Here is a 21,860-nt window from a genome sequence, read left to right on the forward strand (position 1 = left end):
GCTATTAGCGCCATTCTACTCCTGTCAGATTTGTAATTCAGCCCTTTTTTGTTGGATTGCTGTACAAGTAGCGACTTACGTCAGTTATCCAGAGGGTTCAGGAGTGCGGCAGATGCAGTAAATATCAATCCTTTTTACCCCTACTTCAAGTAGTAATTGGCATAATTGATACACAGTACTGCCTGTGGTTACAACATCATCAATTACCGCTACATGCGGGTAATCGATCGATGAAAAGTTGGTGTTTCGTATCGCGAATGCCCCTTTCAAGTTACTTTTTCTCGCTGATTTATTTAGCCCTTGCTGCGTAACGGTTGAGCGGATGCGTTTGAATAAAACGGCATGGTCCACCAGGAGTTCGTGAGCGGTGTAATGCGCTAACAACTGACTCTGATTAAAACCGCGATGAAAGTATCGACGCCAATGCAAGGGAACACTGGTGACCAGTGATGCTGGCTCTTCGATACGTGATGCGAGCAAGGTCGACAAATCCCGGGCAAACCAGAATTTATCGGCATACTTCATCTGTTGGATATAGCCTGCGATTGGAAAGGTGTAATCACCGATACAATAAAGCCGATGCCAAGGAGGCGGTTCTGATAAGCACTCACCACACTGCTCGACGGTAGTGACGGTTTTTAAGCCACATCGCTGACAGCGTGGTACTGGATCAAAGAGTTTGAGACAAGAATCGCACCATCGAGGGTGGGCGTTGTCGGGAGGCTTATCTAGCTTGCACAGGTGGCATTGAGGTGTGACCAGACGTGGTGTGTGTTTTTGTAGCCAATCAGATAACATAGCTCACGATGCTTTTGGGTTATGGTGTCCCTTCTGCTCACCATACCGAAAAGCGCGGATTATCGCTGATGGAATAAGTAGGGAATATTGAGAATGAGTGACGCGTTATATTGGCATGTTTCAGGACAGGGACCCGATTTGGTTCTGGTTCACGGTTGGGGAATGAACGGTGCGGTATGGCAGCAAACTGTTAATACGTTAGAAGCCGATTTTCGAGTACACGTTGTCGACTTACCCGGTTATGGGCACAGCGCACACTGCCACGCTCAAGATCTTGAAGAGATTGCTCAGCAACTATTGGCTGATGCGCCCAAGCAGGCGATTTGGGTCGGTTGGTCACTCGGTGGCTTGGTCGCGACGCACATGGCTCTTCATCATCCCGATTATGTAAGCAAGCTGGTGACGGTTGCTAGTTCACCGAAATTCGCAGCCGCAAAAGAGCCAGTATTATGGCGAGGCATCCAACCCAACGTATTAACGGCATTCACCGAACAATTGGTTGAAGATTTCCAAACCACCATCGAACGTTTCATGGCCCTGCAAGCCATGGGCAGCCCTTCAGCAAGGCATGATGTAAAACAGCTCAAGCAAGCGGTGCTGTCTCGCCCGCTCCCCAATCCAGATTCGTTATTGGCTGGCTTAAAAATGCTGTCTGATGTTGACCTGCGTGAACAACTTCCAGAGATCTCAGTTCCTATGCTTCGCTTGTATGGCCGATTAGATGGACTCGTGCCAATTAAGGTGGCCAAAGATTTGGGCACAGCCTTGCCTCATACTGAGCAATACATTTTCACTCAGTCTTCGCATGCACCATTTATGACCGAAGCGGATGCTTTTTGCAGTGAGCTTGTCAGCTTCGCACAAAAATAATTGCTAAATTTATATCCGGCTTGGTCGATATATAAGCTAATACCAATCACAGTAAGTAAGTGTTCAAAAATAGCGTAGGAAAAAGGCTTGAGAACAAGGCAGCTTTTTTTTTTGACAAGTAGTTTCGATAAGTAGTTATTCTACAATCAAAAAATCTAACGCCGTTATCGAGCATTTTAACAAGCTAGGATGATCAGTTATTTACTACGATTGGTATAACACCAACGTGTTGCATGATACTCAGACCTAACTCTCTCCAGAGCTGATTGCGGTAAGTTGGGCTATGCCTGTTGTGCGTTCTCGGTACAACAGTGTTATGGCAATAGCGATGGGCGATTCTTGAGGAGAGTTCGCGATGATTGTGTCACCTGCAACTGCAGTGAGTGTGCCACTAATCGCCCCGTCCGTTAATGTGCAAACAGAGCAAGTTGCGCGTGATAATAGAGTCCGAGAGCCGGTCGCTCCCGCAGTAGCATTGGCGAGAACCAATGCAGAGCGTAAGGTAAAGTCGGACGATAAACGAAGGCAGCAGTCGGCTTGGGATCCTTCAGACCATCCAGGTTATGAAATGGAGAACGAGCCAGAGGCCAATTCGGTTAGCCAAGAAGAGTCACAAGATCCTTTTGATAGACTGTTCAGCTTGTTGGCGCTGAGAACATACAGTGCCGATCAAGGAAAAGGCTATACCATGCGTTTCCGCCTGCCAAAGCATGTTTTAGATGCGGCGATTCAGGAGGGACAGATGGAGAAACGACGTAAGGTCATAAAATATCATTATGGTCATGCTGTTGCGCCTCATGCTCCGTCAGAAATGCTAGTTGTTTTGTAAAATATCGTGTTGTGATTAGAACACGCAGAAGACAACCAGCTTTGATGTCTTTTTTGAACACATAATAAAAAAACCTGCATACCCTAAGGGATGCAGGTTTTCTGTTTTTAAGCTAATCCGTTTTGCAGACGAGCTAACGGATTACTTTTTCGCTTTTGCAAAAGCGGCAGCGAATGCGCCACCCATTGCGGCATTGTGTTGTGGCTCTTCACGACGGCGTTGACCACCTTGTGAGTTTTGATTCGAGCGGTTTTGTGTGCGAGGTGCACTTGAACGTTGAGCACGGTTGTCTTGTCCCGGCTCGTCTTTCATACGCATGCTGAGTGCAATACGTTTACGCTGAACATCCACTTCCATCACTTTTACTTTCACGATGTCACCCGCTTTAACCACTTCACGTGGATCAGAGACAAAGCGATCGGTCAGCGCTGAAATGTGTACCAAGCCGTCTTGGTGAACACCAATATCTACGAACGCACCAAAGTTGGCCACGTTCGACACCACGCCTTCTAGAATCATGCCTGGTTCTAGGTCTGAAACGCTGTTTACGCCATCAGCGAAGGTTGCAGTCTTGAACTCTGGGCGAGGGTCGCGTCCCGGCTTATCCAGCTCTTTGATGATGTCGGTTACTGTTGGTACACCGAAGTTTTCATTGGTGTAATCAATCGCATGCAAGCCACGTAGGAAGTCGGTGTTACCCACCAGAGACTTGATGTCTTTGTGGTTTTTCTCTGCGATGCTTTTCACAACAGGGTAAGCTTCTGGGTGAACCGATGATGCATCTAACGGGTTCTTACCATCCATAATACGTAGGAAACCAGCACACTGTTCAAAGGCTTTTGGCCCTAAACGAGCGACTTTCTTCAAGGTAGTACGTGCTTCGAAGCGACCATTCTCATCACGGAAGTCCACGATGTTCTGAGCGATGGTGCTTGATAGGCCCGCCACTCGAGTAAGCAGTGCTGCCGAAGCGGTATTCACATCAACACCTACGGCGTTTACACAGTCTTCGACAATCGCATCTAGGCGCTTGGCAAGCATGGTTTGGCTAACGTCATGTTGGTATTGGCCCACACCGATCGATTTAGGGTCAATCTTCACAAGCTCCGCCAGTGGATCTTGTAGACGACGTGCAATAGACACCGCACCACGAATCGATACGTCCATGTTCGGGAACTCTTTCGCCGCTAACTCAGACGCTGAATAAACTGATGCACCGGCTTCGCTAACAATAATTTTTTGCGCTTTTAGGTTGCCACGCTTAATCACATCAGCCACAAAACTGTCTGTTTCGCGTGAAGCCGTGCCGTTACCAATCGCAATTAGGTCAACGTTAAACTGACGAACCATCTGCTCAACAACGTGTGCCGATTTGTCGTATTGCTTTTGTGGTGGGTGAGGGTAAATAGTTTCTGTCGCGAGGACCTTACCTGTTGAGTCCACAACGGCGATTTTTGAACCGGTACGTAAGCCTGGATCTAGGCCTAACGTTGCACGAGGACCCGCCGGGGCTGCCATCAGTAGGTCTTTTAGGTTAGTAGCGAATACTTCAATCGCTTCGATTTCTGCACGCTCTTTCATCGCGCCCATAAGTTCGGTTTCCATGTGCATAGAAACCTTAATGCGCCATGCCCAGCTGATCACTTGTTTACGCCATACATCTGCTGGTGCATTGCTTAGGGTGATACCGTAATGATCAGAGATGATGTTCTCGCAGTATGAACCGCGAACACCTTCTTCTTGCTCAGGATCGGCATTCATTGCAAGTGTTAGGAAGCCTTCATTGCGGCCACGCAGCATTGCAAGTGCACGGTGAGAAGGTACTTTGCTCAGAGCTTCGTTGTGCTCGAAGTAGTCTTTGAACTTCTCGCCTTCTTGCTCTTTACCTGCCACCACACGAGCGACTAGCTCTGAGTTGCGTGTTAGGTGTTGGCGAATTTTTTCTAACAGGTTTGCGTCTTCCGCAATGCGTTCCATGATGATCGCACGAGCACCATCGAGAGCAGCTTTGGTATCGGCAATGCCTTTATCGTTGCTGATGAAGTTAGCCGCTTCCGTTTCTGGATCGTGCTGTGGTTCATTCCACAGTGTGTCGGCAAGTGGCTCTAAGCCCGCTTCAATCGCGATCTGGCCTTTAGTGCGGCGCTTTGGTTTGTAAGGTAGGTATAAATCTTCTAGACGAGTCTTGCTGTCGGCTTGAGTGATATCACGCTCGAGCTCTGGCGTGAGTTTACCTTGGTCTTGAATTGACTTAAGAATCGTTTGGCGACGGTCATCAAGTTCACGAAGGTAAGAAAGGCGACTATCAAGGTTACGTAATTGGGTATCGTCTAAGCCACCCGTGACCTCTTTACGGTAGCGGGCAATAAAGGGAACGGTGTTACCGTCGTCAATTAGGTTTACTGCGGCGGTGACTTGCTCAGAACGAACATTCAGTTCTTCAGCGATCAGTCGACAGATAGCTTGGCTCATCCGATGAATCTCTTATTTAATATCGTGACAAATACATGGGGGTGAGCGTACGCTTTTTCTAGCTTTGACTGTGTAATTATCCTGTCAGAAGTCGAATTTCCGTTTGTGATACCCGCTTTGTGCGAGATCTCTTACAAGTGATGTGAGACTAAGTCACTTTAAACTCAGAAAATTGTCCCAATAAAATCTTAAGTCAATGATTTTATTGGTTTTGGTGTTTTTGGGCGTATTTCCCACAGTAAATGTTTTTTAGGACTATCTAGGAAACACGGCCATTTGCCGTAATATTTAACTTGTCGACAGGGAGTTGGCAGGAACAGGAAAAAGCCTAATGGACTAGGTATCTTCAGGATGAAGATTTGATTGCTTAGGATGAGTGGTCAGCAAGGAAGTGATAATCTCTGGATGAGATTCGCCAGTCAGGACGACAGGCTAGAATGGACACCGCTAGGATGGCGATGAACAAAAAGGAAATTGGTTAAAGGATTTAGCCACTATCAAGGAAAGATGCAGGGAGCACCTTATCTCGAAGAGATAAACAGTAGCCGGATTGCTGCGATAGAGACTTAACCCCCGCTAGGCGAAAGCCTTGCGGGGTTTTCTTTTATCTGCGTTAAATGTTTTGGAAAGAGCTCGCTGTGCTGCTTCATTATTTTCTTTGAACGAGAATTAGACTCCTCTTCTCTTACACCCCCCCTTTTAATACCAAGATGTCACTCATCGTCGATATATCTCTTTCATGGCTCAAACGAGTTAGATGCAACGCGTATTGTGTCTCTCGCTATCCACTATATTGCTGGCAACTTTTCGGTGATAAGTCCGATAAAATGTATGATTAGAAAGTGTTGAATGGCTTGAATAGGATGTAGAGCAGGATCTATCATCATGCGCTCAGTTTGTTTCTATGATAAATATGACGTTACTAGAGCCCTTACCTCATTAATAGACACTCAAGGTTATTGAATTGAAGACTAAATTAATTACCCGAGAAGGTTACAACAAGCTTAAAGCTGAGCATGATCATCTATGGCATGAGAAACGTCCCGAGATTACTAAGATTGTGACTTGGGCTGCGAGCTTAGGGGATCGCTCTGAAAATGCAGACTACACATTTAATAAGCGCCTGCTTCGTCAAATTGATCGCCGAGTACGCTTCTTACGTAAGTTCTTGCCGGACGTCACTATTGTGGACTATTCACCACAGCAGGAAGGTAAAGTCTTTTTTGGAGCTTGGGTAGAAATTGAAAATGAAGAAGGTGATGTGAAGACCTTCCGCATTGTTGGGCCTGAAGAGATTTACGGTGATGCTAAGGGCTATATCTCGATTGATTCTCCAATGGCACGTGCGTTACTCAAAAAAGAAGTGGATGATGAGTTCGTTGTGCGCACTCCGGAAGGAGATAAGGAGTGGTTTATAAATTCCATCTCATACGATAAATCTTAAGGTAAATGTCTCTATATGCGCGTGCTTATCCATTTTTTGTGTTGTGAAGCAAAATGAACTGAAAAAACAAAGAGGTTCATTATTATTTTTAAAAGTTTGGTAGGCCTTATGGAGAAAGGTGTTCAAGTGAAACTAGGCGACTTTTAGTTATAATAAAAAATCAGTTATTTTATTTAAATTGAAAATAACGCTTTACAACGAACAGGTAATGACTAACAATGGCGTCGCTCTGTTGTTCAGAGTTATTAAATGAAACATCCAGTTGTAAAAGTAAAGCCCTCAGAATTCCTTCGTTATTGTCGTTGTCCTCAGTGTTTCCCTTAGCTTCATAGATACATTAAATAATTCAAGCTCTCAGCGCATCGCACTATTCTTGCGATTAATTTTTATTTTATATAAGGGACACAACATGTCTAATAAAACAAACGGCGTAGTAAAATGGTTTAACGAAGAGAAAGGTTTTGGTTTCCTAACTCAAGACAACGGCGGTGCTGACGTATTCGTTCACTTCCGTGCAATCGCTTCTGAAGGTTTCAAGACTCTTAAGGAAGGCCAACAAGTGTCTTTCGAAGTAGAGCAAGGCCAAAAAGGTCTTCAAGCTGCAAACGTTGTAGCTCTATAAGATTTAAGTAGACGCAAGTGGTCGATGACTGCTTGCGTCACTTTCCCCACACCTAAATTTATATTTATATCACCTCGCGAAAATATTCAACATTCCCCTCATACTCCTTGTATTTGTCGTTACGTTTCTTATTTACCTCGTTTTTATAAATAAATTATTAATTAATATCATTAGTAGTATTTTAAATACTGCGGATTCGTTATATCTAACGAAAATAAATAAGGAATAAATATGTCTCGATCTGTAGGACGTAAGCTTTTTTGGTTTCAGCAAAATAGACAAAAACAAACAATTAATAAGAAGTAGGAATAATATGAATATTACATTTAATTTATTTAAAGATAATGTCTCTTGGAGCGGTGTTATACACCAACTCAATAGCGATATTTTAAAGCGCCATGTGCTTGTTAATGGCAATGTGGGCTCAATCGAGATGAGATTTTCGTACTGTGAAGCGACATCAACAGGTAGCATCACGGACCAGTATGATGATGTTCTAGGCGAGTTCAGTATTTTAGCGTAATACCGAGCATTCTGATGCTCAGTTTAGATCCTTAAGTGACGATCCCCCCAGATTTCTACCAATCTATTCTCTTCCCTTTAGCGTTATGCCACTCAATACCACGAACCTTTGTTAGAACTACAATAAAAATCACGATACAAAGAACCGTAACAGGTGCGTCATCAGCGCTTGCCATGGTATTACCAATTTGCTGATTGTTTACTCAAGCTTGTTTCATTATTCTTGTAGATTAGTGACTTAACTTTCATCAATCTTACTTAAGTGCATGGTGTGATGAGTTACAATAAGGGAAGGCAACATACGTTAACAATTATTTAGGCGACTTTTTCTCCAATAATGTTACATTTTTAATGTCTTATACCAATATACAATGTACCAAGAATGCTTAACCTTAGGTTTAAGCTTTAATAGGTGGAACCATTACATGCAAGAAAACTACAAAATTTTAGTGGTCGATGACGATGCTCGTTTACGTGCTTTGTTAGAGCGCTATCTGTCAGAGCAAGGCTTTCAAGTGCGTAGCGTGGCAAACAGTGAGCAGATGGACCGCCTGTTAACCCGTGAAAATTTTCACTTGATGGTATTGGATTTAATGTTGCCGGGCGAAGATGGTCTATCGATCTGTCGTCGTCTACGAAACGCAAACAACTCGCTACCTATCCTGATGCTGACGGCAAAGGGTGACGAAGTGGATCGTATTGTGGGCTTGGAAGTGGGTGCCGATGATTACCTGCCAAAACCATTCAACCCACGTGAGTTGCTCGCTCGCATTAAAGCGGTACTGCGTCGCCAAGTGATTGAAGCGCCGGGCGCACCAAGCACAGAAGAGTCTGTGGTAGAGTTTGGTGAGTTCCGCTTGAACTTAGGTACACGTGAAATGTTCCGTGGTGAAGAGCCAATGCCGCTTACTTCAGGCGAATTTGCGGTACTTAAGTCGCTAGTCACTAACGCGCGTGAACCAATGTCTCGCGACAAGCTGATGAACATGGCTCGTGGCCGTGAATATTCAGCAATGGAACGTTCTATCGATGTTCAGATTTCTCGTCTGCGTCGTCTAGTGGAAGAAGATCCAAGCAAGCCTCGCTACATCCAAACTGTTTGGGGCTTGGGTTACGTGTTCGTTCCAGATGGTAAGGCTGTGTAAGTCAGGTTAATAAGCTCTACAGCAGCTTTATCGATTCTGTAATTCAGAATTCTCTATTTACGGGCCATCTCATTAATATGTGATGGCCCGTTTTGTATTCAGCACAATGGTTTAGAGTTATAGTTTCTATTATGTCTCTGTTTCTCCACCTTTCACTTTAGGTTTTCTATGCGCATACGTAGCTCCTTTACTCAGTCGATAGTGCTTTTCTTAACGCTATTGGTTGCTAGCCAAATTTTTTCTTACTACGCCGTGTTTAACTATGCTTTGATGCCGAGTTTGCAGCAGTTTAATAAGATATTGGCACACGAGTTAAACCTCGTGTTGGACCAAGGCAGTGATATCGAAATCGATGCACCATTGCGCCAGCGTGTGCTTGAGCAGCTAGGAGTAACCGTTCACGCCAAGGACAGCGAAGCGGCAGGTGAGTACTATCATGCGGTCGCAATCGACTTAATGAGCGAAGAAATGACCAAGGAGCTGGGTTCTGAAACCGAAGTGCGGTTGATCTTGGGTAAAGAGAGTTATGTGTTGTGGATGGATATCGATCAGCTGCCCAACTCTCTGATTCGTATTCCCTTATCAGAACTGCAAGAGGAAGACTTTGCACCACTATTTCGTAACAGCTTGATCATGGCTTTATTGATTGTCGCGGGTGGTTGGCTGTTTATTCGCTTGCAAAACCGGCCGTTGATTGCGCTAGAGAAAGCGGCGCAAGGGGTCGGACGAGGTGATATTCCACCACCATTGCCTGTACAAGGTGCACAAGAGATTCGCTCGGTAACTCGAGCCTTTAACCAGATGTCGAAAGGCATCCAAGAGTTGGAAGAAGACAGAGCTCTGTTGATGGCTGGTATCAGTCATGACTTGCGTACCCCGTTAACACGTATCCGTTTGGCAACCGAGATGATGTCGCCAGAAGATGCGTATTTAGCGGAAGGAATCATCAGTGATACTGAAGAGTGTAATGAGATCATCAGTCAGTTTATGGATTACTTGAAGCCAGTCGATCGAGAGTCATTCCAAGCAGTGTTTGTTGATGATATTGCACGAGAAGTGTCGAGCTCAGAAGGCGGCTACGAGATTCAAATTGAAACCGATATTCCTGAAAAGATGAAACCAGCACTGGGCAACCCAATCGCGATGAAGCGCGCAGTGAGTAACCTAGTGGTGAATGCGCTACGTTATGGCAATGGTTGGGTGAAAGTATCGACGGGCATGACGGCAGATAACAAGCTTGCTTGGGTGACAGTGGAAGATAACGGCCCAGGTATCCCGCAAGACCAGATTGGTAAGCTGTTTGAACCCTTTACTCGTGGCGATACTGCTCGTGGCAGTGAGGGAACAGGCTTAGGTTTGGCGATCGTGAAACGTATTGTCAGCCAGCACCAAGGCGCAGTAGTGGTGAATAACCGGAGTGAAGGCGGCTTAAAAGCGCAGATCAGTTTCCCTGTTAAACCTTAATTGTCATCGGTCCGTATGACTACGATGAATTTGGTTCGGGGAATTGTTAAGAGATCCCCGACTCGGTCCTTCTCCCTCTCGGGGATGACAGTTTCGAACGTAGAGCTTTATCGGTGTCTTCATTCCCTATCGTGAGGAACGTACGAGTAGGGAATCTCGCTCTTTATTGATTAAAATAACACGCAGAAAGGCTTCCTTGTGGAAGCTTTTCTGCGTTTTAAGTTGGAATATGAGGGCTAATTACGCCTTAGAATAAACATCACGTTCACCCAGCCAACGATTGATGATCGCCTTGGCATTGTCTGGGTAGCTATCATGAATATGACGAGCGATACGCTGCACCTCTGGAATCAAACGTTGGTCTCGGACTAGGTCGGCAATCTTAAAATCAGCTAAGCCGGTCTGTTTAGTGCCAAGCAGTTCACCAGGGCCACGTATCTCTAAATCGCGCTGTGCTATTACAAAGCCATCGTTACTTTCACGCAGCACACCTAAGCGCTTCTGAGCGGTTTTAGACAGCGGTGAGTGATACAGCAGCACACAGTGACTTGCGACTGAACCTCGCCCTACACGGCCACGTAATTGGTGCAGTTGTGCTAGGCCAAGACGCTCTGGGTTCTCGATGATCATTAAGCTCGAATTCGGCACATCTACCCCCACTTCAATCACAGTAGTCGCAACCAATAGGTGCAGTTTGTTCTCTTTGAATTCCTGCATCACTGCCTGCTTCTCGGCAGGTTTCATTCGTCCGTGCACCAAACCAATTTTCACATCGGGCAGTTTGCGTTGCAGCTCTTCTGCGGTGTCGGCAGCAGCTTGAGCTTCCAGTACTTCCGATTCATCAATCAGAGTACACACCCAGTAGGCTTGCTTGCCCTCATTGAGACACGCATTTCTCACGCGTTCGACGATGTCATCACGCTTGGTATCAGGAATTGCCACAGTTTGAATCGGTGTTCGACCTGGTGGTAATTCATCAATGATGGAGGTTTCGAGGTCGGCATAGGCCGTCATTGCTAGCGTTCGTGGGATTGGCGTTGCGGTCATCACCAATTGGTGAGGATAGTAGCCTTGTTTAGCACCTTTCTCACGCAGCTCTAGTCGCTGGTGGACACCAAATCGATGCTGTTCATCAATGATGACTAAGCCAAGGTTTTTGAACTCGACGTGTTCTTGGAAGAGAGCATGAGTACCGACCACCATTTGCGCTTCGCCGCTGGCAATGCGCGCTAGTTCAGTCTCACGAGCTTTGCCTTTGAGTTTACCTGCCAGCCAGCCGACTTGAATGCCCATAGCTTCAAACCAATTGGCGAAATTGATCGCGTGCTGCTCAGCCAATAGCTCTGTTGGTGCCATCAAAGCGACCTGTTGGCCATGCTCTAATGCTCGAACTGCCGCCAGTGCAGCAACCAAGGTTTTACCTGAACCTACATCCCCTTGCACTAAACGCATCATAGGGTGCGGCTTTTCCAAATCAGCTTCGATCTCTTTTGTCACTCGTGCTTGAGCATTGGTTGGTGAAAACGGCAGTTGAGCCAACAACTTATCTTTCAAAGTATTCACGGGAGGAAAAGGCATCGCTTTGTCTTGTTGTCCTTTGGTACGAACCGACAACATCGACAGGTTTTGAGCCAGTAGCTCTTCCATGATCAGACGCAGTTGTGCAGGGTGTTTACCTTCATCAAACAGCTCTAGGTCGATCTCCGGCGGTGGTCTGTGAATGGTATGCAGTGCTTGTGCGAGGGTGATTTGGTGATCGTATAAACCAGAGGGCAGAAGCTCGTTGACGGCTGCTTTGTCGATAAGCTCTAACGCTTGGTCTGTCAGGTTGCGTAGCGTGACTTGTCTTAGCCCTTCAGTGGTTGGGTAAACCGGAGTGAGGTTGGCTTCAACGTCTGGCTGTTGTCTAGGAGCAAAGAACTTGTAGTCAGGGTGGACGATCTCAAGTCCCATATTTCCGCGCTTGATCTCACCATAGGCATGCACTTGTTTGCCTTCGGCAAAGTTATTCTTTATACCAGCGGTGAAGTTGAAAAAGCGCAGCGTAATGGTGCCATTACCATCACTGATCTTTACCGCCAGCATCTTACGTTTACCGAAAATGGTATCGACATGCATGACCTTGCCTTGTACAGCAGCCCAAAGGCCAGCGTGCAATTTTACGATTGGATAGATACGTGTTCTATCTTCGTAGCGCAAAGGCAGGTGAAATAGCAGGTCTTGTACGTTGTTAAGCCCAACCTTTTCCAGTTTCTCTGCGACTTTAGCGCCGACTCCAGATAAAGAGTTGAGAGGGATAGCAGATAAAAGCTGTGACATAACAAGGCTCATAACGTAAGAGAGATAATCTATTCAAGCATTTTACTGGATTTTTGTACAGGATAAAGCGAAAGAGCAGATGCGAGATACGGGTAAACGAGATTCGAAAAGATTAAGAGCAGGTATCGGGTGTGAGTGAACGGGATATGGAAAGATTAAAGCAATACATAAAATTAAAGCAGACTCGTATATCTCATCTGCTTTATTTATCGATATTCAAAAAACTAAAAGCAGATGTGGAGCCAAGATAGTGAGTCATGAAGTCTTTTGCTCTTCGCATCTCGCCATCTCGAATCCCTCATCTTTATTTTGATCAGTTCTTACGACGTCTTACTTTGAGCGCGTGTGGCATCACACGTAGCTTCTTCATAATGCTCGCAAGGTGAACACGATCTTTGGTGGTCAGCAAGATTGTCACTGTGTACAGGCGTCCATCACGTTCTTCGGTTGAAATACCGTGAATGTTTGAGCCTGTTTTCGAGATAACGTTAGTTAATTCAGCCAGTGCACCTTGGTGGTTCTGCAGATCAACCTGAAGTTCAGCGGTGAACTCTTGCTCGTAATCGTCAGACCATTCAACCGCCATGTACTTGTCTGGTTCTTTTTGGTAACCACGAACGTTTGGACACGTTTCACGGTGAACCACAAGGCCACGACCTGGAGATACATGAGCAATGATGTGATCATCTGGAATCGGATGACAACAGTTAGCAAACGTCAGTAGTAGACCTTCAGCACCACGGATAGGAAGTTTCTTCCTAGGCGTGTCGCTGTTGTTTTCCACTTCAGTCAGTTCGTCAGCATCACCTAGTAGGCGACGAGCAATCACGATACTCATTAACTCACCAAGACCAATCGAGGCTAGCAAGTCTTCAACGTTATCTAAGCGAAGATCAGACAATACATGCTCGAGGTTCTCTTGGCCGATATCGGCAATCGAGTGTTCGCCAAGTGCATGATTCAGCAGGCGGCGGCCTAGGGTGATTGACTCTTCACGACGCATGGTTTTCAGAACCTGGCGGATCTTAGTACGCGCACGAGATGTCACCACGTAGTTGAGCCATGCTGCATTCGGACGTGCGCCCGGAGCACTGATGATCTCAATGGTTTGGCCATTCTTCAGTGATTTGCTGAGTGGGTAAGGGTTCATGTCTACACGAGCGCCTACACACATGTTGCCGACATCGGTATGCACCGCGTAAGCAAAATCGACCGCTGTTGCGCCTGCAGGAAGTTCGACAATGCGACCCTTCGGCGTGAATACGAAGATCTCATCTGGGAACAGATCAGATTTAACGTTTTCAATGAATTCGAATGAGTTACCCGCGCTTTGTTGTAGCTCAAGTAAACTCTGCATCCAACGTTGGGCTTTAACCTGTGCGGTTGTGCCATTACTGCTGCGTGAGCCGTTGCCTTTGTAAGACCAGTGCGCTGCGACACCTTTGTCTGCCATTTGATCCATATCTTCAGTACGGATCTGAACCTCAACAGGCACCCCGTGAGGGCCGATCATTGACGTGTGCAGAGATTGGTAACCGTTGGCTTTTGGAACCGCAATGTAGTCTTTCATGCGGCCAGGACGTGGTTTGTACAAGCTATGAGCCTGGCCAAGTGCACGGTAGCAATTGTCTGGGCTATCAACGACAACACGGAAAGCGTAGATGTCCATAATGGTGTGGAAGCGCTGTTCTTTGGTTTTCATCTTGTTATAGATAGAGAACAGGTTTTTCTCACGACCAAGTACGCGAGCAGGCAAACCGACTTCTTCAAGGCGGCCTTCTATTTCGCTATGGATACGTTGGATCATTTCCTTACGGTTACCACGCGCAGCTTTCACTACGTTTTTAAGTACGCGATAACGGTTAGGGTAAAGGGCTTCGAAGCCCAACTCTTCTAGTTCGGTCTTGATGTTATGTATACCAAGACGGTGAGCTAGCGGAGAATAGATCTCTAGGGTTTCACGAGCAATACGACGCTTTTTGTCAGGACGAAGCGCCCCAAGCGTACGCATGTTGTGAGTACGGTCAGCTAATTTGATCAAGATAACGCGGATGTCTTGCACCATGGCGAGAACCATCTTGCGGAAGTTCTCTGCTTGCGCTTCTTTGCGATCACGAAATTTAAGCTTATCCAGCTTAGATACACCATCAACCAGTTCAGCAACGGTATTGCCAAATTGAGCTTCTAGCTCCTCTTTTGTAACTTCAGTATCTTCAATTACATCGTGGAGTAGGGCAGCTTGCAGGGTTTCGATATCCAGACGCATTTCTGCCAGGATTCTTGAAACAGCAACAGGATGGATTATGTATGGTTCACCCGTTGAACGGGTTTGCCCTTCATGGGCATTTCTCGCTACCACATAAGATTGACGCAGAGCCTCAATTTGAGGCTCTGTTAGGTATTCTTGGGCAACGTCTTTGAGGCTATCGAATAGATACAAATTAAAGGCCCGGAAGGTTAATTAGTTCGAATGACGCTTTTTGCGAATATGAGCTAACGAGTGTGAGCGATGCTGCTTACTGCTGCAAGTTCAGCCGCTTCTTGCTCTTGTTGCTCTTGACGCTCACGAGCATCTAGTACGTCTTTAGTGATAAGACCTTCTTCGATTTCGCGAAGAGCGATAACCGTTGGCTTATCGTTTTCTTCAGGCACTAGTGAATCTTTACCGCCAGTTTGCATTTGACGTGCGCGGCGAGCCGCAATAAGAACTAGGTCGAAACGGTTGCCAACTTTTTCAACAGCGTCTTGAACAGTTACGCGTGCCATGAGGACTCCAAATAGTAATTAACTAATAAATTTTTGATGACGAGAAAGTATACAAGTTTAACTAGAGACTTTCTAGATCACCGTATACTTATCTCAATGGAAAATCTAGGGGATCTAGATTATTCCGCCAATAAAGCAGTAAGCATGCCGCTGTATTTAGCTGCTTGCTTATCTTCTTTTAAACGCTCCGCACGAATGATTGCTCTGAAGTCCATTAGGGCTGCATCAAAGTCATCATTCACGATCACATAGTCATACTCACTGTAGTGAGAAATTTCAGACTTTGCTTCGCTCATGCGTTTCGCAATAACTTCGTCGCTATCTTGACCACGAACATTTAAACGACGCTCTAGCTCACCATTTGATGGTGGAAGTATGAAAACACTCTTCGCTTGAGGCATCTGTTCACGGATCTGACGAGCACCTTGCCAGTCGATATCTAGGAATACATCGATACCGCGGTCTAGGTTTTCTTCAATCCAAACGCGTGAAGTACCGTAGTAGTTGCCGAACACTTCAGCGTACTCTAGGAATTCACCTTTACCAATAAGGTCTTCGAAGTGATGCTTCTCTACGAAATGGTAGTGAACACCATTTTCTTCACCAGGGCGCATACCGCGAGTGGTGTGTGAAACAGATACCTTCATTGCGTAGGTTGGATTGGTTTCTAGCATTGCTGAGATCAAGCTCGACTTACCTGCGCCACTAGGTGCAGATACGATGTAAAGAGTACCTTTGCCCATCTGTATATTTCCACTGTTGGTTGGATTGAGTGAAGGGGATAAACCTACACTATAAAAGATAGCACTGACTCTAATTGTTGTTCCGATGGTTACGTCTATAAAGGGATAACGAGTAAAACTAATAGAAGCAACTGGTGAAAATTAGGTCAGAAAAATGGAGGCGAAGAGTAGCATATTTAGATGAATGAGAACAACTGGCTTGATCGTTATTTATTGGCGAATGATCTTCATGAGGATCTTTACATAAATGCTATGGCTCGTCTTCTTCACTTTTTTATGTGATCTGGACAAAATTTGTTGAAGTTTTAATCTCAATCCTTACAATCCGCGCAAACGATTAAATGCTGTATATATCTAGTGATATGGACTAGATGTTTCTACTACCGAGCCTATCTTGGTAACTACAGTTTTTAGTGTAGAGACCTCTCTATTCTCACAGCATTTGAATCCCTAAATTCTTAATTTATTGCATAGGTTTTGTTGTGAATACCGATTCCACCCTAAAAGCCCAGAACTCTTCTGGCTCACTTGATTCGTTGTTTAAAATCACTGAAAGAAAAACCACGATTGGCACCGAGCTATATGCAGGTTTCATTACTTTCTTGGCGATGAGTTATATTCTGGCGGTTAACCCGGCGATTTTGGGGGGTATTCCTGGTATGGATAAAGGTGCTGTGTTTACTGCAACAGCACTTGCTGCGGCTATTTCGACTCTAATCATGGGCATTTGGGGCAATTATCCAGTGATGCTGGCTCCGGGCATGAGCATGAATGGCTTCTTCAAAGGCCTGCTATTGAGTGGTTCTGTTGCCGTGCTTTGGAATGAAGCGCTATTTGGTATCTTCCTTTCTGGTATTTTGTATCTCGCGTTCTCACTGACCAATATTCGTAAATCGATGATTGAGTCGATTCCTGAAGACTTAAAGTTGGCGATTACCGTATCTCTCGGCTTGTTCATTGCTTTCTTAGGCCTTAAGAATGCAGGCATCATCGTTTCTAACCCATTTGTATTGGTTGGCTTAGGTGACATTTCCGATCCAAAAGTGATTATCGCTTACGTGAGTATCTTCATCGCACTGGGTTGTATGGTTCGTGATATTAAGTTGGCGACATTCATCTCGTTCGTTTCAGCTATCGTGTTGACCATTCTTGCTGACGTATTCATGGGAACATCAAACGCGCCAATTCCAGAGCAGCTAGTTGCGATGCCGCCAAGCATGGCAGGCAGCTTCGGCGCTATCTTTGATTTCTCGGCTTTCACACCTGAGAAAATGTTCGACCTATTATTCATCGTGCTTATCTTCCTGATTGTCGATTTCTTCGATGGCTTGAGCACGATCGTTGGTGTTGGCCGCGATGCAGGAATCATTGATAAAGACGGTAAGGTGCCAAACGCGAAGTCGGCTCTAGTGGCTGATGCAGGCGGTACTGTGATTGGCTCTATTCTGGGTACAACGTCGATTACCGCTTTCTCTGAATCTGGTATTGCGTCTTCTCAAGGTGCGAAAACGGGTTTAGCGGCAGTGATGGTTGCAGGCTTATTCCTTGTTTCTCTATTCCTATACCCAATCTTCTCTATCTTTTCGGCGGCAATGGTTGCGCCGGCGATGGTCGTGGTGGGTATCTACATGGTTGGCCGTCTTGGTCAGATTAACTGGGAAAAGAAAGAGTCTCGCATTGCGGCTTTCTTCACCATCATGTTCACTGTTTTAAGCTTCTCTCCAGCAAACGGTATGGCGATGGGCTTCATCAGCTACGCATTTACGATGGTTGTCGCGGGTAAGCGCAAAGAAGTTCATCCTCTTATCTACGGGCTGTGTGTGGTGTTCTTAACTTACCTGATTCTGCTATAGGGCAGGTCGGTAAGTAACGTTTGTTAAATAACAGGCGATAAGTAAAAGACCAGTAGATGGCTCTGCAGTGAATGTAGGGCCATTTTTGTATTTGCCGTCTCTAGAAATGTAACTGGTGGCGTTATCTTAAAGTCGATGCTTTGATAGTACGCGACTTATATTGATGCATGCTATTGTAGAGACTGGATTAATTATTTTTTGAAGAGTGACTATGCCTTCTAACTTACCTAAATCTTTTAGTAAGCCGTTTTTAAAAGTATTCCACATTATGGAAGCGGTATTGCTGGTGGCGATCACGCTCGCGACCTTGTTTGCGATGGTCGAAGAGTTCGTGCATGTCTTCGCTGAACGCCGAGTTCAACTGACCGACATTCTTCTGATGTTCATCTATTTAGAAGTGTTGGCCATGGTTCAGCAGTTTGTGATGAACGGTAAGATCCCGGTGCGATATCCAATCTATATTGCGATGATGGCGATTGCCCGTTACATCACTCTGGGTATGAAAGAGCTCGATGCAGTATTGATCGTTTGGTTATCTTTAGCTGCATTTATCTTAGCTGCTGCAACACTCTTGATTCGAGTTGGACATCATTATTGGCCATATGTTGACCTTCGAACCAAGCAGCCGGACGAGTAATAGTGAGTGAAAGCAAGCAGATATTGAAAAGGGCGACATTAAGTCGCCCTTTTGCTTTCTAGCTAACGGAGTGTTAGTTATTAGAATTTGTACGTTGCGCCAGCGTAGAACGAACCTAGTTGAACGGTGATATCATCGTAGTATCTGATCCCCGTATCTACATTGAAAGTATCAACTTCGTAAGCAACGCGGAAGTTCAAGTTCTCAAGGCTTGCCGGCGTGTATTCAACACCAGCTCCTAGACGTAGCGCTGTCTCATCATCGCTGCCATAGCCGTTTGTATCAAATGAAAGCTGAGTTAGACCTACGGTACCAAATGGACGCCAGCCGCTATCAAAGGTATAGCCAAGGTTTGCTGCAATAGAGATACCTGTTGGTTCAATCGAGCCAGATGCGCCCGGTGCAGTCACGTCACTGTACTTTGTGTACTGTGCTTCAACGCCAACGATACGGTTGAACTGGTAACCACCAATTAATTTAAAGGTTGAATCATTGGTTTCTAGTGTAGAAAACGCAGCGTCATCATCATAAGTAGTAGTACCGAAACCACCACCTAGATAAAAACCAGATACGTCTTTTTCTACGGCTTGCTCTTGAGCACCTGCAAAGGCAGAAAATGCTGCCAAAAGGATCACTGCTTTTTTCATTTTATTAATCTCATTGGGGATAAAAAACAGTGTGCATTGTGTGTTCACTTCCAATATAAAACTAAAGATGGATTTCATTTAAACTTCACGAATTGTCGGTTTATTGACGTTTTTCCTTTTATCTATTTTTATGTTTATTGTGTAAATCATTGATATATATGATTGTGTATTTTTTATTGGCACTGTTTTTTGAATTGGTAGTAGATTTCAGACTACCACTTACACCGCAGAGTCAGTAATGATAGGATCATAATCACCGCGACATATTTTTGAGTGAAATTTGCTCAAAACCTAGTAACAGTGAGCCTATGCATAGAGTCTATTTTTCCAATTTGATACTTGATCCTACTACCCGAACACTGTCGAATGTGGAAGGAGAGAGTATCCAATTGCGCCCGCTACCCTATGCCGTATTGAGTTTGCTGTTAGAGAATCAAGGGGCTCATGTCACTCGTGAGTGTCTGTTTGAAACATGCTGGGAGGGTGCTCTAGTCACCGACCAAGCGATCACTAATGTCATTTCTGGTTTAAGAAAAAGCTTCGCACAGCTAGGCGCTGCTGATGTCACTATTAGAACGGTGAGTAAAATAGGCTACGTACTTGAAATTCACTGCGCTGAAGAGCCTGTGAAAAAGAAAGTGGAAGAGCGAACGATTCGAGTCAGCCAAGAGAGCGAAGCTACCCAGGCAACATCAAGCAAAGGCGATGAACCTATCAAAGTTAGCGCGCATAGCAAACACAAAGAGAACCTGTATCTTTGGCATGCAGTGGTAACAGTGCTTCTATTTGCCTGTCTGATTTTTGTCTTTTTGGCTAAACCTTTTATAAGAAAACCAGACTTTATCCAACCAAGCGAGTATCAACACTTTCAAGTTGGTGCGACCGACTTCTATCTTCATGACAGCGCCTATTTGATCAGTGATGGTCAGCTACTCGCGTATGAGTTAGCGACACAGTCTATTCCTATCTGTCATGCAGATGTATATCTGAGAGTTGCAGAATCGGCTTATGACGATGGTGTTTACCTGATTAAAGCCTTCGCATTTGCCAAACATAGCAGCAAGAACGTCAGTTATGTGAACCATTCAGTGACAATCGAGCAGATTCCAGAGACAGTCGTAAAAGCCATTAAGAGGGCGAAAGCTATATGCGCTTAAAAACAATCATCGCTTTCAACATCGCACTCCTTGTCAGTGTTGTCGTTATCGGGCTGTACCAATGGAAATTTGATCAGCAACATTTGGCGGGTACGCGCTGGGCATGTGTACAACTTGATGAGGGGTTTGTCACAAAAGGCTACAGCGGTTATCAAGAGATCGCTGATCGCTCTATCTTAGAGTTCACCTCAGATAAAACCTTGCTGATTTTTCAAAAGGGTCACTTTAAAACAACGGCTGAGGGAACCAAACCCTATGAAGTCTATTTTGAAGCGGATTACACCGCTGAAAATGGTCTACTGTCGGTTGCCTACCATCATATCGATTGGGATTTAAAGCCTGCTGACAGTGGCAGTCTTGTGCGTGACATGGATGCCTTGGTGAGAGCTAAAATTGAATTGATGTACAAAGTGCAAGGTGAACACCTGTTCTTTTTTAGTAAAGGGCATGCAGAAGAGAGAAATTACACCTGCTACTCTAGATGACAGCGACAAGTCTAAATGACTCATTCTATTGTGGTGTCATAATGACTCTTTCGAGGTTAAGTTATTGTTTTTAGTTGCTTAATTACTTGGCATGGTTCTTGGTTTATATAAATGACTTTATATAAGGAATGAGCCATGCAATTTCAAAATCATCACTATTCTCCTCAAAGTTTTTCTGAAAAGACTGCTCTTTTTGTCACTCGCCTTCTAAAGAAAACCTTAAACTTGTTTTATGGCAAGCACTTCGCCAAGCGAGCCATGTTGTTAGAAACCATTGCAGCGGTACCCGGCATGGTTGCGGGCGTTTTTAACCATTTAAAAGCACTACGCCGAATGAAAGATGATGGTGGGTGGATTAAGGAATTACTCGAAGAAGCGGATAATGAGCGTATGCATTTGATGATCTTCTTAGACATTACACACCCTTCCATTTTTGAGCGCTTGATTGTGATGTTATTGCAGTTTGTATTCATCATTATCTATAGCTCGATTTATCTTGTTTCCTCCAAAACAGCGCATCGTATCGTGGGTTATTTCGAAGAAGAGGCCTGTAATAGTTATTCAGAGTATATTTCGAAGATTGAAGATGGCACTTTGCCGAACACTCCCGCGCCTGAGATTGCGATTAAATACTATCGCTTACCCGAGAATACCATGTTTTTGGATGTGCTTTTCTGCATACGGGAAGATGAAGCGAAACATCGAGATAAGAATCACGATATTGCTGATCTCTATAAAACCCAAGACTTACCCGATCACCAGTGTTAATCATCAAAAGACCGAATTATGAAAAATAAAGCTCAACAACCAGAAATAAAGTCGTCTTAATTGCCTTCAAACTCTGGGATGGGGTTGAGCTTTTCTGTGGATTCGAGAAATACGGTCTTACCTGATGGTGAGCGCTTTAGGGTGCGTACTATGAGTAAATTTTTTGAGATCAAAGTCTTATAAATTAAGCTCTGCGGTGTAGCAGGGCTTTAATAAAAGCTAACCGAACAAAAAAGCATCAGTTTTTTCAAATAAAGCTTTACAACCCGGCCCAGATCACCAAGAATGGCGTCGCTCTGTTTTCAGAGTTATTAAATGA

19 protein-coding genes and 1 riboswitch are annotated in these 21,860 nt (G+C 44.9%); of the genes, 12 read left to right on the forward strand and 7 right to left on the reverse strand.

The window, feature by feature from the left end:
- Positions 1-84 precede the first annotated feature (84 nt).
- On the reverse strand, positions 85-798 hold the full coding sequence (locus OCV56_RS00675; RefSeq protein ID WP_167373141.1) for a ComF family protein: 714 nt from the start codon (positions 796-798) through the stop codon (positions 85-87).
- Between the two features lie 93 nt (positions 799-891).
- On the opposite strand from OCV56_RS00675, the gene bioH reads away from it, so the two are divergent.
- Both bioH and OCV56_RS00685 read left to right on the forward strand, forming a co-directional pair.
- On the forward strand, positions 892-1,668 hold the full coding sequence (gene bioH, locus OCV56_RS00680) for a pimeloyl-ACP methyl ester esterase BioH (protein WP_086711673.1): 777 nt from the start codon (positions 892-894) through the stop codon (positions 1,666-1,668).
- Positions 1,669-2,023: 355 nt separating this feature from the next.
- Complete coding sequence (locus OCV56_RS00685; protein ID WP_086711675.1) at positions 2,024-2,497, forward strand: ATP-dependent Lon protease; 474 nt, start codon at positions 2,024-2,026, stop codon at positions 2,495-2,497.
- A gap of 141 nt (positions 2,498-2,638) precedes the next feature.
- Here OCV56_RS00685 and OCV56_RS00690 read toward each other — a convergent pair whose 3' ends face one another.
- Entirely contained in the window at positions 2,639-4,969 is a 2,331-nt protein-coding gene (locus OCV56_RS00690) for a Tex family protein (RefSeq protein WP_086711680.1), read from the reverse strand.
- Positions 4,970-5,933: 964 nt separating this feature from the next.
- Between OCV56_RS00690 and greB the strand changes: the two genes are divergently transcribed.
- From greB to envZ, 5 genes are all read left to right on the forward strand, one after another.
- On the forward strand, positions 5,934-6,413 hold the full coding sequence (greB, locus tag OCV56_RS00695) for a transcription elongation factor GreB (RefSeq protein ID WP_086711683.1): 480 nt from the start codon (positions 5,934-5,936) through the stop codon (positions 6,411-6,413).
- Positions 6,414-6,822: 409 nt separating this feature from the next.
- Positions 6,823-7,035, forward strand: a complete 213-nt coding sequence (cspE, locus tag OCV56_RS00700; protein ID WP_004735656.1) for a transcription antiterminator/RNA stability regulator CspE — start codon at positions 6,823-6,825, stop codon at positions 7,033-7,035.
- A gap of 313 nt (positions 7,036-7,348) precedes the next feature.
- Positions 7,349-7,558 (forward strand): hypothetical protein, encoded by a 210-nt coding sequence (locus tag OCV56_RS00705; protein ID WP_086711686.1) that lies wholly within the window; start codon positions 7,349-7,351, stop codon positions 7,556-7,558.
- Positions 7,559-7,982: 424 nt separating this feature from the next.
- Positions 7,983-8,702, forward strand: coding sequence for an osmolarity response regulator transcription factor OmpR (gene ompR, locus OCV56_RS00710; protein ID WP_008218409.1), 720 nt, complete (start codon positions 7,983-7,985; stop codon positions 8,700-8,702).
- Positions 8,703-8,870: 168 nt separating this feature from the next.
- Positions 8,871-10,166, forward strand: coding sequence for a two-component system sensor histidine kinase EnvZ (gene envZ, locus OCV56_RS00715; protein ID WP_086711689.1), 1,296 nt, complete (start codon positions 8,871-8,873; stop codon positions 10,164-10,166).
- Positions 10,167-10,406: 240 nt separating this feature from the next.
- Here the strand turns inward: envZ and recG are convergent, their stop codons facing one another.
- From recG to gmk, 4 genes are all read right to left on the reverse strand, one after another.
- A complete protein-coding gene (gene recG, locus OCV56_RS00720) occupies positions 10,407-12,485 on the reverse strand; it encodes an ATP-dependent DNA helicase RecG (RefSeq protein WP_086711692.1) in 2,079 nt (692 codons plus the stop codon).
- Positions 12,486-12,798: 313 nt separating this feature from the next.
- The gene (spoT, locus tag OCV56_RS00725; RefSeq protein WP_086711695.1) at positions 12,799-14,925 is read right to left on the reverse strand and encodes a bifunctional GTP diphosphokinase/guanosine-3',5'-bis pyrophosphate 3'-pyrophosphohydrolase; all 2,127 of its coding nucleotides are present in this window, start codon (positions 14,923-14,925) and stop codon (positions 12,799-12,801) included.
- Between the two features lie 53 nt (positions 14,926-14,978).
- The gene (rpoZ, locus tag OCV56_RS00730; protein WP_009848003.1) at positions 14,979-15,251 is read right to left on the reverse strand and encodes a DNA-directed RNA polymerase subunit omega; all 273 of its coding nucleotides are present in this window, start codon (positions 15,249-15,251) and stop codon (positions 14,979-14,981) included.
- Positions 15,252-15,370: 119 nt separating this feature from the next.
- Positions 15,371-15,994 (reverse strand): guanylate kinase, encoded by a 624-nt coding sequence (gene gmk, locus OCV56_RS00735; RefSeq protein WP_086711698.1) that lies wholly within the window; start codon positions 15,992-15,994, stop codon positions 15,371-15,373.
- Between the two features lie 324 nt (positions 15,995-16,318).
- A riboswitch (purine riboswitch) is annotated at positions 16,319-16,418 on the forward strand.
- A 58-nt stretch (positions 16,419-16,476) separates the two neighbouring features.
- Between gmk and OCV56_RS00740 the strand changes: the two genes are divergently transcribed.
- Entirely contained in the window at positions 16,477-17,847 is a 1,371-nt protein-coding gene (locus OCV56_RS00740; RefSeq protein WP_086711701.1) for an NCS2 family permease, read from the forward strand.
- Between the two features lie 211 nt (positions 17,848-18,058).
- Positions 18,059-18,484, forward strand: a complete 426-nt coding sequence (locus tag OCV56_RS00745; protein ID WP_086711704.1) for a phosphate-starvation-inducible protein PsiE — start codon at positions 18,059-18,061, stop codon at positions 18,482-18,484.
- Positions 18,485-18,564: 80 nt separating this feature from the next.
- On the opposite strand, the gene OCV56_RS00750 is transcribed toward OCV56_RS00745, so the two are convergent.
- Entirely contained in the window at positions 18,565-19,131 is a 567-nt protein-coding gene (locus tag OCV56_RS00750) for a porin family protein (RefSeq protein WP_086711707.1), read from the reverse strand.
- Between the two features lie 308 nt (positions 19,132-19,439).
- Between OCV56_RS00750 and OCV56_RS00755 the strand changes: the two genes are divergently transcribed.
- The 3 genes from OCV56_RS00755 to OCV56_RS00765 all read left to right on the forward strand — a co-directional run bounded on the left by OCV56_RS00755 (position 19,440) and on the right by OCV56_RS00765 (position 21,541).
- The gene (locus tag OCV56_RS00755; protein WP_086711710.1) at positions 19,440-20,288 is read left to right on the forward strand and encodes a transcriptional regulator; all 849 of its coding nucleotides are present in this window, start codon (positions 19,440-19,442) and stop codon (positions 20,286-20,288) included.
- On the forward strand, positions 20,279-20,773 hold the full coding sequence (locus tag OCV56_RS00760; protein ID WP_086711713.1) for a hypothetical protein: 495 nt from the start codon (positions 20,279-20,281) through the stop codon (positions 20,771-20,773). The genes OCV56_RS00755 and OCV56_RS00760 overlap by 10 nt, the downstream gene beginning before the upstream one ends.
- 135 nt (positions 20,774-20,908) lie before the next feature.
- Entirely contained in the window at positions 20,909-21,541 is a 633-nt protein-coding gene (locus OCV56_RS00765; protein ID WP_086711716.1) for an alternative oxidase, read from the forward strand.
- Positions 21,542-21,860 lie beyond the last annotated feature (319 nt).

The organism is Vibrio gigantis (assembly GCF_024347515.1).
Taxonomy (GTDB): domain Bacteria; phylum Pseudomonadota; class Gammaproteobacteria; order Enterobacterales; family Vibrionaceae; genus Vibrio; species Vibrio gigantis.